Source organism: Pseudomonas neustonica (genome assembly GCF_003797945.1).
Classification (GTDB): Bacteria; Pseudomonadota; Gammaproteobacteria; order Pseudomonadales; family Pseudomonadaceae; genus Halopseudomonas; species Halopseudomonas neustonica.
Map to the genome: position 1 here is coordinate 196,245 of NZ_RKKU01000001.1, position 14,418 is coordinate 210,662.

The window sequence follows — 14,418 nt, forward strand, 5'->3', positions numbered from 1 at the left end:
TTGGCAGATGCATGCCGTTCCTTAGGTAACTTTAGGTATTGACCAGTGTGACGCGAAGCAGATGCACGCGGCGGCTGTCTGCGTTGAGTACGCGCACACGGAAACCGTCCAGCTCCACCACTTCGTTGCGCTTGGGTAAATGGCCAAAGGCATTCATGACCAGGCCGCCGACGGTGTCGAATTCTTCATCCGGGAAGCTGGTGTCAAAGTGCTCGTTAAACTCTTCGATGGGAGTCAGACCCTTGACCAGATAGTCGCCGCTGGGCAGTGGTTTGATTTGACTGTCCTCATCGACGTCATGCTCGTCTTCAATATCACCAACGATCTGTTCAAGCACGTCTTCAATGGTCACTAGTCCTGAGACGCCGCCGTATTCATCGATCACCACGGCCATGTGGTTACGCGTGGCGCGAAATTCCTTGAGTAGCACATTCAGGCGCTTGGACTCTGGTACAAAGGTGGCCGGGCGCAGGATGTCCTTGATATTGAACCGCTCCATATTATCTTCGAGCAACAGCGGCAGAAGATCCTTGGCGAGCAATATGCCCAGCACGTCGTCAATGCTCTCGCCGATGACAGGGAAGCGCGAGTGAGCGGCTTCGATGACTTCCGGCAGAAACTCGCGCGGGGTTTGGGTGGCTTTGATGGTGGTCATCTGGGAGCGCGGGATCATGATATCCCGTACCTGCATGTCGCTAACCTGCAGGGCGCCTTCGATAATCGACAGGGCCTCAATATCCAGGACTTCGTTAGCGTGCGCCTCGCGCAGTAGCTCTAGCAGTTCCTGGCGGTTCTTGGGTTCATGGACAAAAGCCTGGACCAGCTTGTCCAGCCAGGACTTCTGTCCATTAGTCGATCGGTCTTCGCTCATTGATCCTTACTCATTATCGTCTAGATAGGGGTCGGCTATGCTCAGCTGTGCCAGCAGTTCGCGTTCCAGGGTTTCCATTTCATCTGCCTCGGTGTCGTCAATATGGTCATAGCCGAGTAAATGCAAGCAGCCATGTATGACCATATGCGCCCAGTGGGCGTTCAGCGGTTTGCCCTGTTCAGTTGCCTCGCGGGCAACCACCGGGGCGCAAACGACCAGATCGCCGAGTAGTGGCAGGTCAAGTTCGGGGGGCAGGTCAGCCGGAAAGGAGAGTACGTTGGTGGCGTAATCCTTGCCGCGATAGGTGTGATTGAGGCTGCGGCCTTCGTCTTCATCGACCAGGCGAATGGTTAGTTCACGGTCGGTACCAGCACCCAGCGCCAGCCCGACCCAGCGTAAAAAGCTGTCGTCGTCTGGTTGCTCTGGCGCCTCAGAAGCGCGTTGAATATCCAGCTCAATGCTCATTTTTGCGCTGCTCATTCTTGCGTTCTTCGCGCTCGATTTCCTGCAGTACTTCAAAGCGATCGTAGGCTTCCACAATGCGCTGTACCAGTGGGTGGCGCACTACATCTTTGGACAGGAAGTGGGTGAAGCCGATGCCGGGTACGTCTTTCAGTACCTGAATAACATGGGCGAGCCCCGACTTGGTGCCGCGTGGCAGGTCTACCTGGGTGATGTCGCCGGTGATGACGGCGGTAGAGCCAAAGCCGATGCGCGTCAGGAACATCTTCATTTGCTCGAGCGTCGTGTTCTGGCTCTCATCAAGAATGATGAAGCTGTTGTTCAGTGTGCGGCCACGCATATAAGCCAGTGGCGCGACTTCGATGACCTGCTTCTCGATTAGCTTAGTGACCTGTTCAAAGCCAAGCATTTCGTAGAGCGCGTCGTAAAGGGGGCGCAGGTAGGGATCGATTTTTTGCGCCAGGTCACCGGGCAAAAAGCCAAGCTTCTCGCCAGCTTCTACTGCCGGGCGTACCAGCAGGATGCGGCTGATCTGCTCGCGCTCAAGCGCATCTACCGCGCAGGCTACCGCGAGATACGTCTTGCCGGTACCCGCCGGGCCAACACCAAAGTTGATGTCGTGTTCCAGGATCGAGCGCACATAGCTTTGCTGGTTCGGACCACGCGGCTGAATGGTCATGCGGCGCGTACGCAGAATGACCGGCTTGCCGTCACCGCTCTGGTTGAGGGCTTCGCTCAGGCTTTCAAGGCCAGACTCCTGCAAAAAAAGATGCACTGTATCTGGGCTCAGGTCCTTGCTGTCACGGGTTTCACGGTACAGCTGGCGCAGCACGGCTTCGGCGGAGCGGGTGATGGCTTCCTCGCCAATCAGCTCGAAGTGATTGCCGCGATTGCGCACCTCAATGCCGAGGCGCTGCTCGATCAGGTGGAGATTGTCGTCGAACTGGCCGCAGAGGGCGGCAAAGCGCCGAGGATCGACGGGTTCGATGCTAAAACGATGAATATGTAGAGGTGCGTTCAAAATAGTCCGTAGGTCGCCAGGTGGCTTGGAAGAAACGACAGAATAGCGCGCAATTTGGAGCCTGCAAAGCACTGCCAATGTCTGATGGTCGCAAGCCAGCCATCAGACATTGGCATATCACTATTGCTTGGCGAGCAGATCGCGTTAATGCAGCGTCTCGCTGATCAGAGTGCCGCGCAGGGAGTGGGGCAAGGCTTCGTCGATAAGCACGTCAACAAACTGCCCGATCAGTTGCGGGTTGTTGCTGCGGAAATTGACGATGCGGTTGTGCTCGGTGCGGCCCTGCAGCATGCCAGGGTCTTTTTTCGAGTAGTCGGTCACCAGAATGCGCTGGGTGGTGCCAGCCATGCGGCGGCTGTTCTCGAAGCCCTGCTGGTTGAGGCGGTTCTGCAAAATCTGCAGTCGCTGCTTCTTGACCTCATCCGGCGTATTGTCCGGCAGGTCGGCAGCCGGTGTCCCCGGGCGCGAGCTGTAGATAAAGGAATACGAGAAATCGAAGCCTACATCCTCTACCAATTTCATCGTCTGCTCGAAGTCACGATCGGTTTCGCCAGGGAAGCCGATAATAAAATCGGAGCTGAGAATGATGTCCGGTACGGCGGCTTTCAGCTTGCGAATCCGCGACTTGTATTCCAGTGCGGTGTGGTTGCGCTTCATGCCGGCCAATACCCGGTCAGAGCCCGATTGCACTGGCAGGTGCAGGTATTTCACCAGCTCTGGCACTTCGGCATGGGCCTGGATCAGGCTGTCGGAGAATTCCAGTGGGTGCGAGGTGGTGTAGCGAATGCGATCAATGCCATCAATCGCGGCAACAACGCGAATCAGATCGGCGAGGTCGGCCACGCTGCCGTCATGGGTCACGCCGCGAAAGCCGTTCACGTTCTGGCCCAGCAGGGTGACTTCACGCACGCCATTTTCGGCCAGGTGGATTACCTCAGCCAATACATCATCAAAGGGCCGACTGACTTCTTCACCACGGGTGTAGGGCACCACGCAGAAGCTGCAGTACTTGCTGCAACCTTCCATGATGGAAACAAAGGCGGTGGGGCCATCAACGCGCGGTTCTGGCAGGCGATCGAACTTTTCGATCTCGGGGAAGCTGATATCCACCTGCGGCTTGTGCGTGGTGCGCGCGGCGTCAATCATTTCTGGCAAGCGGTGCAACGTCTGCGGGCCAAAGACCACGTCAACGTAGGAGGCACGGCTGCGGATCGCATCGCCTTCCTGACTGGCCACGCAACCACCGACGCCGATAATCAAATCGGGGTTCTTTTCTTTCAGTGGGCGCCAACGACCGAGTTGGGAAAACACCTTTTCCTGTGCCTTCTCGCGGATCGAACAGGTGTTGAGCAGAATGACATCTGCGTCTTCTGCGCGGTCGGTCAGCTCCATTGCCTGGTGCTCACCGAGCAGGTCTACCATACGAGAACTGTCGTACTCGTTCATTTGGCAACCGTGGGTCTGGATAAAGAGTTTCTTGGCCATGGGATATGTGCTGAGCATCGCTTGAGAAAAGGGGCGATTATACACACAAGCGAGGGCCTTTGTTATGCCCCGCGCTGTGCTATGATGCGCGCCCGCTAAACGGCAGCTGCCGTGGCGTCCACGGTTTTTTAAAGGTTTTGGTCATCCCGCTATGAGTAAAGAAAGTCAGCCGGTCTTTCGGATTATCTTCAACAACCAGGGACAGGTGTTTGAACTCTACGCACAGCAGATTTTTCAGAGCGAGCTGTGGGGCTTCATGGAGATCGAAGAGTTGATCTTCGGTGAGCGCTCGCAACTGGTGGTCGATCCGGGCGAAGAAAAGCTAAAAAATCAGTTTGATGGCGTCAAGCGCAGCTTTATTCCAGTGCACTCGATCATTCGTATCGACGAAGTTGAGCGCGTGGGCACGGCCAAGATCAGTGAGGCCAAGGGTGATAGTGGTAGCAATGTGATGCATTTTCCGATGCCGCCGCGGTCGGATAGCTGACCAGGCTGGGCGCTAGCTCCACAGGATGGATACGGTCCAGATTGGGCTTTCTGCAAGCCCAGTAACGTAAAAAAGCTCACGCGACTTTCGGGTTTAGCTACTTTTCCTGCTGTTGGTGAGCATGCCTTTCGCCTTTTTCCGGCGAGTTACTTTTCTTTGAATGGCCAAAGAAAAGATAACCAAAAGAAATCCACCCAACCAAGCTAGCCTGCGGCTTCTCTGCGTTACGCGGTGTTGAGCGCGCCTGCGGAACTCGCTTCGCTCAGGCTAGGCGCCCCCAACATTCCTCGGCTCAATCGCTCAACCCCTGCGTTACTCGACAGCTTGGAACGGGGATTTATGGCGAGCCACCGCGTGATTTTTGAGTTTGATTGTCTGGCCTGACCTCTTGCGCAAAAGGCCTGTGACTGCACGTACTATCTAATCCCATCTGAGCGGGCGAGCAACGCAGCGTACCCGCAGGGCCGCGCAGCTGGGTGCCCTGGGGGATCGCTAAGGGGGCATGGGCAAACATGCCCCCTTGGCTCGCCTAAAGGCGAAAACGTAAGTGAGTTAAAACACCAGCTTCAAGCATCATGAGCGAGTTTCGTTGGACGTTATGCCAAGCCTAAACAAGGCGGCGAAGACTACTCCAACAATTCCTCAATCTCTTCCGCATTAGACTCAGGCCGCAACTGAGGCTCTTCCGTCTTGAGCGTCCCACTCAACTGCTCTTCCCGAATCTGCGCCAGATAATCCCGAAACAGCGTACCCAGTACATGGGTGGCGGCACTCATTTCCTGCTGATTCATCTGCAGTGCGACCAGGTCGGCACTGTCCATGGCGGCGTCATGGCCGTTAATGGACGCCATTTTCAGAATGACGTAAGCCTGCGGCAGGTTGCGCTGCACCCCTTCACCCTTGAAGTGCATCATGCCGAGGCGGTATTGCGCGCGGGGTTCGCCTTGAATAGAGGCTTGTTCCAGCCATTGCAGGGCAGTCTCGTAGTTCTGCTCCACGCGCTCGCCACTGAAGTAGAGTTGGCCCAGTTCGTATTGCGCCTTCATGTCGCCCTTGTCTGCCGCACTGATACAGGTATCGATCGCCAGCTGCAGGCTGTCGTTGTTCACGCGCTCGAAGGCGCAGCGATCGTTGGCGCTGATCAGTAGTGTATTGTCAGTCTCTGCATTGGCCTGGATGGCGGGCGCGAGCAATAAACCGATCAGTGTGAGCCTTGGCAGCAGGCGGTGCATGGTGTTTTCAGATCCTCTCGGCAGTCGGTTCTTTGGCACTTCGATTAGCGCTATTGTGCGCCTGTTCGCTGAGCAGGCCAACAGTCAGTCCTGCACCTAGTAGCGCGGGGAATAACCACAGCGCCAGTGCCGAACTGTCGAGGAGGCCAGCCAGTGCCGCCGCGCCGGGGCTAAATAACGGGGCAAGAATGCCGATTGTGGCGATAATGCCGGCTAATACTGGCCGCAGATCACGGCGTAATATCAGCATGCAGGCAAGTATCAGCAGAGTCAGGCCGATCAGGCTGATGCTCCATTGATAGCCGTGTTGCATATCCATGCGACGGGTCAGCTCAAAAGCGGCCATCAGGCCGAGCAGGATGCGCCCCCAGTTTGCGGGCTGCCAACGCAGGCCAAACGCCAGGTAGAAGGCGGTCAGGCCCAGCAGTGGCAAGCTGATGCTTTGCGCGGCCAGACCGAGAATCCTTTGGATATGGGTAACAGTTTCACCCAGCGCCAGGCTGTCCAGAGTCAGCAGCAGACTGCTGGCAGCCGGTAACAGCAGCGCCAGCAAAGACGCGGTGACAGCGCCGCGAGCGTTCTCGTGCAACCTGTTGCGGCGTTGCCATAACCATAGGCTGAGCCCTAGCAGGGCTGCGCTCAGCAGCCCGTATAGCAAACTCATCATAAGGCGGCGAAGGCCTTCTCGGCCGCGTCCAGGGTGAGCTGCAGCTCGGCATCGCCATGGGCGATGGAAGTAAATCCGGCCTCGAAAGCGCTGGGCGCCAAATACACGCCACCGTCCAGCATCAGGTGGAAGAACCGCTTGAAGCGTTCACCGTCGCTGGTCATAACGTCATCGAAGGTAACGATCTTGTCTGCGTCAGAAAAGTACAGACCAAACATACCACCGGCCTGGGTCGTGACGAAGGGCACGCCAGCGGCGTCAGCCCGTTGTTGCAAACCAGCCAGCAGGCGGCTGGTGTAATCGGTCAGCTCATCGTGGAAGCCGTCGCGGCTGATCAGTTTGAGCGTAGTCAGACCCGCCGCCATGGCCAGTGGGTTGCCGGACAGAGTGCCAGCCTGATAAACCGGACCGAGCGGCGCGATCTGTTCCATCACTTCGCGTTTGCCGCCGAAGCAGCCGACCGGCATGCCGCCGCCGATAATCTTGCCGAAAGTAGTCAGGTCCGGTTTAACGCCGTAGAGCGCCTGCGCGCCGCCAAGGGCCACCCGGAAGCCGGTCATTACTTCATCAAAAATCAGCACTACGCCGTGCTCGTCACAGGCGTCGCGCAGACCTTGCAGGAAGCCCGGCGCTGGCGGCACACAGTTCATATTGCCTGCTACGGGCTCAACAATGATGCAGGCGACATCTTTACCGACCTCGGCCAGGGTTTCGCGCACTGCGTCGATGTTGTTGAAGGGCAGGGTGAGCGTGTGCTTGGCAAAAGCGGCGGGTACACCGGCGGAATTGGGCACGCCTTGGGTCAGTGCGCCGGACCCAGCCTTGACCAGCAGGCTGTCGGAGTGGCCGTGGTAGCAGCCCTCAAACTTGATGATGCTATCGCGGCCGGTGTAGCCCCGCGCCAGCCGGATGGCGCTCATGGTGGCTTCGGTACCGGAGCTGACCATGCGCACCATATCCATGGAGGGCACCAGCGCGCAGACCAGATCGGCCATTTCGGTTTCCATCGCTGTTGGCGCGCCATAGGACAGACCATGCTGTAACTGATTGCGCACGGCATCCAGGACGTCCGGATGGCTGTGGCCCAGAATCATCGGGCCCCAGGAGCCGACATAGTCAACGTAGCGCTTGTCGTCTTCGTCAGTAACGTAGGCACCTTCGGCGTGCTTGAAAAACAGCGGCGTACCGCCGACGCTTTTAAAGGCGCGCACCGGCGAGTTGACGCCGCCTGGGATGTGTTTCTGGGCGCTGGCAAACAGGGATTCGGAACGGGACTGAGACATGGTGAACTCTCTCAACAGGCATTAATGAGTTGGCTGAAATTGCTGGCACGCTGTTGCACGGCGCCAGCATCAGAAGCGCCGAACAGGCCGTTGATCACGGCCAGGTAGTCGGCGCCGGCGCCGAGTAGTTGCGGCGCGTTGTGCAGGGTGATGCCGCCGATAGCAATGATCGGCAGGGTGAAGCGTTGGCGCGCCTGCTGCAGCAGTACGGGTGTGGCTGCTGGGGCGCCGGGTTTGGTGACCGACTGAAAGAAGCGGCCAAAGGCAATATAGCTGGCGCCTGCGTTGACGGCCTGGTCGGCTAGCTCAAGGCTGGCGTGACAGGTGGCGCCAATCAACGCCTGCGAACCAAGCTGCTGACGTGCTTCATGCAGTGAGCCATCTTCCTGACCCAGGTGCAAACCAACGCCAAGGCGGCTGGCCAGCGCCAGGTCATCGTTGATTATCAATTGGCAGTCATAGCGCTTGCACACTTGCGCCAGCTGGCTGGCTTCGTCCAGCCGGCGGCCCCGATCACCTGATTTATCACGGTATTGCAACCAGCGAGCACCGCCTTGTAGCGCGGCTTCGACAAAAGGCAGCAGCTTGCCATTGGCCAGCAGTGCGCTGTCAGTAATGGCATACAGGCCGCGTTGGCTCACGAGCAGAAGTCCAACGGCAGGCGGCGCGGCACGTATTGGCCGTGGCCCGGTTTTTCGGCGTCGCGCAGGGTGCGCCAGGTGTAGTCGAGCGCTGACCTGACAGCGCTGACCAGATCTTCGCCGAGAGCCAAGCGGCCACTCAGGGCACTGGCTAGTGTGCAGCCGGAGCCATGATAGCTGCCGGGCAGGCGCGCGCAGGTAAAGTCGTGTTGGCTGCCGTCCTTGCAGTACAAACGGTTGTGAATGTCGGCTTCGTCGCCATGGCCACCGGTGATCAGCAGGTTCTGGCAGTAGGGCAGCAGTTTGGCTGCGCACTCATCGGCGCTGCCTGTAGGCAGCTCAGCGAGAATGCGTGCTTCGGGCAGATTCGGGGTAGCGATCAAGGCGAGCGGCAGCAGGCGTTCACGCATGGCAAAACCGACATCCTCTTTACCCAGTGATCCGCCGCCACCGGCGCGTAGTACCGGGTCGCAGACCAAAGGCAAGCCCGGGTTGGCCTGCATGATCTCGATAATGGTATCGACCATGCCGACACTCCCCAGCATCCCCAGCTTGACGGCAGAGACGGGCATGTCGCTGAGTACGGCATGGGCTTGGGCCAGTACCCATTCGCGATCAAGCACGCGGAAGTCTGTGACATCGACGGTGTTTTGCACCGTGAGTGCGGTCACGGCTGGCGCAGCGTGACAGCCTTGGGCCAGCAGCGCTTCGATGTCAGCCTGCAAGCCGGCGCCGCCGCTCGGGTCATGGCCGGACAGGCAGAGAACGACCGGCTTGAAGGGATTGGGTTGTGGCATCTATCTGGATTCCAACTCGTTGGCTATGCATTGGGCAGGGCTTGCGGCATGCGTGCGGCACAAGCCCTGCGAAACAGTGCGCTAGCTTATCATCTCAGACCGCTGTCGGGCAGCGGTGCGACGTCTCAGCGGTGGTGATAATGCAGTTGCTGTTGTGCGGCGTCGTAGCGCCAATGCGGCTGCGCGGGTGTTAATTTGACTCCGCCAACCCAATAGCCGCTGGCGCGGGCGGCAAAGCCATCAGCCTCGCCAAGCAGCACCGCCTGGCCTTTCGCGGTGAGGCGTAGCGGACGTTGTGGCCAGTCTGGCTGGTGGTCGTCGATTTGCAGCAGCGGTGTGTCGCCGAGCAGCAGCGGCTGTAATAGCCACCAGAACATCATATCGCCAAGGTAGGGCAGCGGCTCGTGCGTGACCATCAGCTCACGAAAGACCTGCCCGACGGTCAGCGACTCGCTTTGCTGAACAATCTGCAGTGTTAGTCGCTCGGTCAGGCCCAAGCCATCGTGCTGGCCAGGCAACTGCTGCAAATGCCGCTCCAGCGCCTTGCCCAGCATGGGTAACGCGGGTGTGCCCTGTTTTATCAGCCGTAACAGGGCTTGCGGACTTGGCGCAGTCAGTGCGTGCCAAGCTTGCGTACCCAGTTCCAGCAACGCATCACTGACTGGTTGGCGCTGTGGCCACAGCCAACTGAGCAGGTCGGGTGCCAACTGGCCAATACCGATGAAGCGTTTTACGCCTGGAATCTGGTCGACGGCAACGAGTTCGATTTTTGCTGTTGGTTTTAGCTGCTGTAATTGCTGCAGTAGATACGCAAGGATCAACTGGTCGTAGCTGTCGTGCTCAAACCAGAGCACGATGCGTTGGTAATGACCCAGCTGCTGCAGACACTGGTAGCTCTTTTGTTGGCGTGCGAGCGCATCGGCGGGCGCCAGATCAAAGGCCTCAGCGAGAAAGTCAGCGCGTTCGCGTAAAAGCGCTTCAGGTGCCTGGTCGCTGAGCGGGCCGATGCAGTAGGGATCGGAAAATTCCAGAAAGTCGCCATTGAAGCCGGCGATAGTAAGACTGTGCTGAATATCACTGCCGCAGCGGATGTGCAGAGTACGCAAATCCTGGTCACCGTGGCGCAGCAGTTTGCGGCTGGCATGATCAAGACTATCGATATGCGCTTTCAATTTGGGCCAGCTGCTGAAGCCGGCTTCGCGGGCGATCACCAACTGGGCTTCGGCCAAACGCAGTGCTTCGCTGCGCGGCGGTAACCAACGGCTGATGCGCAACAACGCTTCGTTGTCGCCCGCTTTGAGCGCTTTCAGCAGCTCTTTGGCGCGCTTGCGCTGCTGTTCGAGGTTGATGCGGCCGTGACTAATCGGGTTGCTTGGTGCTTTGGTCGTGGACATACGATTCCCTTATCGGGCCTGTGTCCGCCAGGCAGGCTGGGTGTCGTATGAATAAACAGGTGTTGGGTACAGCGGGCGCAGCCCTTTCCGCGAACGGGGACGCCAATCGGCGTGTGTTGCAGATGTTCACTGCTTGTCTGCCGGTTGTCAATGATGTCGCCTGTGGCGCCTTATAAGCTTGTTGACTTACACTGGTCCAACAATGAACACCTGACTAAATCGATAATAAGGGTGCTACATGAAAGCGATAGATCAATGGTTCGACGAGTACGGCGAAAGCCATCTCAACCCCGTCAACAAGTTGCTGCACTGGATCTGCGTCCCGCTGATCACCTTTAGTGTGCTGGGCATTCTGTGGGCGATTCATCCCTGGGTATCCATGCTTGCGGTAGCTGCGGCTCTGGCCTTTTACCTTACGCTCTCATGGCGCATTGCTGCTGTGATGCTAGTGATCTCGCTCTTGATGTTGTTGATTTTGAGCATGATGACCTACGTGTTCTGGCCCTGCGTAGCCGTCTTTGTAGTGGCTTGGGTTGGCCAGTTCATTGGTCATCATCTGGAAGGTAAAAAACCGTCTTTTTTCAAGGATGTACAGTTCCTGCTGATCGGCCCAATCTGGCTGTTGGGGTTTGTGTTTCGTCTGTTTGGCTTGCGTTGCTAACATTTTATCAGGTGGTAATTGCCAGCTCTCGCCATTGGCCGGGCTGCAACTCACCTAGCTGCCAATCGCCAATACTGACGCGTACCAGCCTCAGTGTCGGCAAGCCTACGGCGGCAGTCATGCGTCGAACCTGGCGATTGCGTCCCTCACGAATCGTGATTGCCAGCCAATGGGTCGGAATGCTTTTGCGGAAGCGCACCGGCGGATTGCGAGGCCAGAGGGTGGGTTCGGCAATGGCTTCAACGTCAGCGGGGCGGGTGGGGCCGTCATTCAGCACGGGTCCGGCGCGTAATTGGTCAAGCTGCTCTGGCGTCGGCTCGCCCTCTACCTGAACCCAATAGGTTTTTGCCAGTTTGTGCTTGGGATCGGTAATGCGTGCCTGCAATTGTCCGTCGTTGGTCAGCAATAACAGACCTTCGCTATCACGATCCAGGCGTCCGGCCGGGTAAACCCCGTGCAGGTCAATAAAATCCTTGAGTGTTGCCCGCCCCTGTCCATCGGTAAACTGCGTTAACACGTCAAAAGGTTTGTTCAGCGCAATCAACTGCGGATTGGCAGGCGGTGGCGCGGGCTGGCGTCGCGGCTTGCTGTTAGCCTTCTGGTGTGGGCGTTTTGCTGGAAGAGGGCGTTGGGCCATGCAATCTAACCTTGTGTAATCAGCGCGGCTGGGTGTCGGCAATAGGCATAACGGCGAGGGTCACAGTTGCTTTGCTGAACAAGCGTTTTTTGCCGTCTGCCCATGCAAAGACCTCTGCTTCGACCACGCAGATCTGTTTTCCGGGCTTGAGGACCTCCGCGCGGCATAACAGGGTAGCGCAAAGTGCGGGGCGTAGCAGGTTGACTTTGAACTCCACACTTAGCACGCCGAATCCGTCAGGGATCAAGGTCGCTGCTGCTGCGCCAGCGCTATGGTCGGCGAGGGTGGTTTGCACCCCGGCATGTACGAAGCCGTTCTGCTGGCTGTGGCGTGGCAGGATTTGCAGCTCTGCCTCAACCCAACCGGGCCCGCAGGCGGTCGGGCGAATACCCAGATCATTGATGAAGGCGGCCTTGGCGAAGCCTGCCTGTACACGAGCGTCGATATCTTGCTGTGCTAGCGTCATGCCTTACTCCTGAAAACCGGCTGGTGTGGAGCGCGCAATCAGCGCCGCTAGGTTCAGGCCGCGTGGCAGCGTCCCGTAGGCTTGACCATGCTGGCCCAGACGGCTAGCGATAAAGGCGTCGGAGACGCTGCTGTTGCCTGCCTCAAGTAATAGTTTGGCCTGTAGCGCGGTAGCGACGTCTTCGGTCAGTTGGCGTGCGCGGTGCTGAATTTCATCGGTGTCACCGAACTGTTGCTTGAGTTGCTCAATTTGTTGCTTTAGCACTGCCGAGCCGTGCCCGTCGCCCAGTTCGGCAAATAACACATCAAGTACGCCTGGCTCTTTGGATAGGGCGCGCAGCACGTCCAGGCACTGCACATTGCCGGAGCCTTCCCAGATCGAGTTGACCGGTGCTTCGCGGTACAGGCGCGGCAGTATGCTGTCCTCCACATAACCGGTGCCGCCCAGGCATTCCTGTGCCTCGTTGATCATGCCCGGTGCGCGTTTGCAGATCCAGTATTTGCCAATTGCTGTTACCAGGCGTGCGAACTTGTCTTCCTGTTCGTCATGTACGGAGTCGAGCGCCTTGCCCATGCGCATGGTCAGTGCCAGCGCCGCTTCGCTCTCCAGTGCCAGATCGGCGAGTACGTTCTGCATCAGCGGCTGCTCATTGAGTACGCGGGTGCCGACCATGCGGTGCGCGCAGTGGTGCGCTGCCTGGGTGAGTGCCTGACGCATCAGCGAGCTGGAGCCGATCATGCAGTCGAAGCGAGTCAGTGAGACCATTTCAATAATAGTGGGCACGCCGCGGCCCTCCGCGCCGACCATCCAGGCCAGTGCACCGCGAAACTCGACTTCGCTGGAGGCGTTGGCCCAGTTGCCCAGTTTGTTTTTCAGGCGCTGAATATAAAATTCATTACGCGAGCCGTCCGGGCGGTGGCGTGGCAGCAGAAAACAGCTCAATCCCTTGTCGGTCTGGGCCAGCGTCAGGAAGGCGTCGCACATAGGCGCCGAGCAAAACCATTTGTGGCCGACCAGTTCGTAGGCTTGGCCGGGACCGCCGACGCCCACGGGATAGGCGCGGGTGGTATTGGCGCGTACGTCGGTACCGCCCTGTTTCTCGGTCATGGCCATGCCGATAGTAGCGCCGGTTTTTTGCTCGACTGGCAGATTGCGTGGGTCGTATTGGCGCGAGAGTATTTTCGGCAGCCAGTGCTCTGCCAGGTCGGGCTGTAGACGCAGCGCGGGCACACAGGCGTAAGTCATGGTCATGGGGCAGCTAGTGCCGGCCTCGGCCTGATTATGCAGGTACATGGTGGCCGCGCGCGCCACTTGGGCGCCGGGGCGCGGGTCAGTCCAGGGCGCACTGGTCACTCCTGCGCCAATGCCGGCAGCCATCAACTCATGGTAAGCGGGATGAAACTCAACCAGGTCAATGCGGTGCCCGCAGCGGTCATGGCTCTTGAATACCGGCTTGTTCTCGTTGGCTAGAAAACCGGCCTGCATCAGGCTGCTGCCCGCTAGCTGGCCGTACGTGTTTAGCGCTGCGTCTGCCCATTCGCCCTGATAGCGTTTGACCCACTCCTGCAGCGGCAGGTCATCGCGGTACAGGTTGATAGCGCTGAGTGGCGGTACCTGGTTGGTGACGTCGTGGGTTTCGGCATAGTGATGTAGGTTCATTGCGGTAGGTCCTTCGCACCGAGTGCGCGTAGACAAAAACGGGTGATGGTGCGCGTTACGGCTGCCAGCGTTTCAGTGGGTAAGCCGCTTTCCCGGTCGGCGCGTGCTTGTGGCGAGAGTGGGCCAACGAGTGACTCGGCGACAGCGCCGACCAGGCAGGCTGCGGTGAGCGGGATGTTTTCAACCACAAAGCTGCCGTCTGCAACACCGTCTTTCAGCAGCTCGCCGTAGATGGTGGCGTAGGCCTGACGGTAATAAAGGCGCTGTGTTTCCACTTCTTCTTCGGCGGGCTCGGCAATCAAGGCGTAAGCCAGTTGGCGGCTATGCCAGGCTCTGGCGGCAAACTGCGCGATGCCATTGCGCAGGCGGTCATGCGCCAAGCCAGGCGCAAGAAACTGCTCTTTGAGCGTATTGAGCTCAATGCGGGTAGCCTTTACAAAGACCTCGGCTGTCAGCGCGCCTTTGCCGGGGAAGTGCCGGTACAGGCTGCCGGTGGCAATGCCAGCAGCGCGGGCCAGTCCGCTCATGGTCAGGGCGCCGAAGCCACTGTCTGCGACCTGCTGCAGGGCGCAGTTGAGTATGTGCTCGCGGGTGACTTCGTCACGCTCGAGGCGGGTGGCGGTGGTACGATAAACCATAAGCTGAATCCGGATTC

16 protein-coding genes are annotated in these 14,418 nt (G+C 58.6%); 2 read left to right on the forward strand and 14 right to left on the reverse strand.

From position 1 onward, the window contains the following. Nucleotides 1-31: 31 nt before the first annotated feature. From EF096_RS00825 to miaB, 4 genes are all read right to left on the reverse strand, one after another. Nucleotides 32-871: an HlyC/CorC family transporter gene (locus EF096_RS00825; RefSeq protein WP_123887705.1), complete on the reverse strand. Its 840-nt coding sequence runs from the start codon at nucleotides 869-871 to the stop codon at nucleotides 32-34. Between the two features lie 6 nt (nucleotides 872-877). Next, nucleotides 878-1,336, reverse strand: coding sequence for an rRNA maturation RNase YbeY (gene ybeY, locus EF096_RS00830; RefSeq protein ID WP_123887981.1), 459 nt, complete (start codon nucleotides 1,334-1,336; stop codon nucleotides 878-880). Then, nucleotides 1,326-2,354 (reverse strand): PhoH family protein, encoded by a 1,029-nt coding sequence (locus tag EF096_RS00835; RefSeq protein ID WP_123887706.1) that lies wholly within the window; start codon nucleotides 2,352-2,354, stop codon nucleotides 1,326-1,328. The genes ybeY and EF096_RS00835 overlap by 11 nt, the downstream gene beginning before the upstream one ends. Before the next feature lie 144 nt (nucleotides 2,355-2,498). After that, nucleotides 2,499-3,839, reverse strand: a complete 1,341-nt coding sequence (gene miaB, locus EF096_RS00840; RefSeq protein ID WP_123887707.1) for a tRNA (N6-isopentenyl adenosine(37)-C2)-methylthiotransferase MiaB — start codon at nucleotides 3,837-3,839, stop codon at nucleotides 2,499-2,501. 151 nt (nucleotides 3,840-3,990) lie between these two features. On the opposite strand from miaB, the gene EF096_RS00845 reads away from it, so the two are divergent. Next, nucleotides 3,991-4,326, forward strand: a complete 336-nt coding sequence (locus EF096_RS00845; protein WP_123887708.1) for a DUF1820 family protein — start codon at nucleotides 3,991-3,993, stop codon at nucleotides 4,324-4,326. A gap of 626 nt (nucleotides 4,327-4,952) precedes the next feature. Here EF096_RS00845 and EF096_RS00850 read toward each other — a convergent pair. The 6 genes from EF096_RS00850 to EF096_RS00875 form a co-directional block, all read right to left on the reverse strand. Beyond that, nucleotides 4,953-5,558, reverse strand: a complete 606-nt coding sequence (locus EF096_RS00850; protein ID WP_123887709.1) for a tetratricopeptide repeat protein — start codon at nucleotides 5,556-5,558, stop codon at nucleotides 4,953-4,955. 7 nt (nucleotides 5,559-5,565) lie between these two features. Then, nucleotides 5,566-6,225, reverse strand: a complete 660-nt coding sequence (locus EF096_RS00855; RefSeq protein ID WP_123887710.1) for a hypothetical protein — start codon at nucleotides 6,223-6,225, stop codon at nucleotides 5,566-5,568. Then, complete coding sequence (gene hemL, locus EF096_RS00860; RefSeq protein WP_123887711.1) at nucleotides 6,222-7,508, reverse strand: glutamate-1-semialdehyde 2,1-aminomutase; 1,287 nt, start codon at nucleotides 7,506-7,508, stop codon at nucleotides 6,222-6,224. Before hemL ends, EF096_RS00855 begins: the two co-directional genes overlap by 4 nt. Before the next feature lie 11 nt (nucleotides 7,509-7,519). Further along, nucleotides 7,520-8,149 (reverse strand): thiamine phosphate synthase, encoded by a 630-nt coding sequence (gene thiE / locus EF096_RS00865; RefSeq protein WP_123887712.1) that lies wholly within the window; start codon nucleotides 8,147-8,149, stop codon nucleotides 7,520-7,522. Next, nucleotides 8,146-8,946, reverse strand: coding sequence for a hydroxymethylpyrimidine/phosphomethylpyrimidine kinase (locus EF096_RS00870; RefSeq protein ID WP_123887713.1), 801 nt, complete (start codon nucleotides 8,944-8,946; stop codon nucleotides 8,146-8,148). Before EF096_RS00870 ends, thiE begins: the two co-directional genes overlap by 4 nt. 125 nt (nucleotides 8,947-9,071) lie before the next feature. Continuing rightward, nucleotides 9,072-10,340 (reverse strand): DUF1835 domain-containing protein, encoded by a 1,269-nt coding sequence (locus EF096_RS00875; protein WP_123887714.1) that lies wholly within the window; start codon nucleotides 10,338-10,340, stop codon nucleotides 9,072-9,074. A 238-nt stretch (nucleotides 10,341-10,578) separates the two neighbouring features. Between EF096_RS00875 and EF096_RS00880 the strand changes: the two genes are divergently transcribed. Further along, nucleotides 10,579-11,001, forward strand: a complete 423-nt coding sequence (locus EF096_RS00880; RefSeq protein WP_123887715.1) for an Mpo1 family 2-hydroxy fatty acid dioxygenase — start codon at nucleotides 10,579-10,581, stop codon at nucleotides 10,999-11,001. Nucleotides 11,002-11,008: 7 nt separating this feature from the next. Here the strand turns inward: EF096_RS00880 and EF096_RS00885 are convergent, their stop codons facing one another. Genes EF096_RS00885 through EF096_RS00900 form a run of 4 tightly spaced genes read right to left on the reverse strand, consistent with a single transcriptional unit; the run spans nucleotide 11,009 to nucleotide 14,401 of the window. Continuing rightward, complete coding sequence (locus EF096_RS00885) at nucleotides 11,009-11,638, reverse strand: pseudouridine synthase (RefSeq protein WP_123887716.1); 630 nt, start codon at nucleotides 11,636-11,638, stop codon at nucleotides 11,009-11,011. A gap of 19 nt (nucleotides 11,639-11,657) precedes the next feature. Beyond that, nucleotides 11,658-12,104: a PaaI family thioesterase gene (locus tag EF096_RS00890; RefSeq protein ID WP_123887717.1), complete on the reverse strand. Its 447-nt coding sequence runs from the start codon at nucleotides 12,102-12,104 to the stop codon at nucleotides 11,658-11,660. 3 nt (nucleotides 12,105-12,107) lie between these two features. Then, nucleotides 12,108-13,763 (reverse strand): acyl-CoA dehydrogenase family protein, encoded by a 1,656-nt coding sequence (locus EF096_RS00895; protein ID WP_123887718.1) that lies wholly within the window; start codon nucleotides 13,761-13,763, stop codon nucleotides 12,108-12,110. Beyond that, on the reverse strand, nucleotides 13,760-14,401 hold the full coding sequence (locus EF096_RS00900) for a TetR/AcrR family transcriptional regulator (RefSeq protein WP_123887719.1): 642 nt from the start codon (nucleotides 14,399-14,401) through the stop codon (nucleotides 13,760-13,762). The genes EF096_RS00895 and EF096_RS00900 overlap by 4 nt, the downstream gene beginning before the upstream one ends. Nucleotides 14,402-14,418 lie beyond the last annotated feature (17 nt).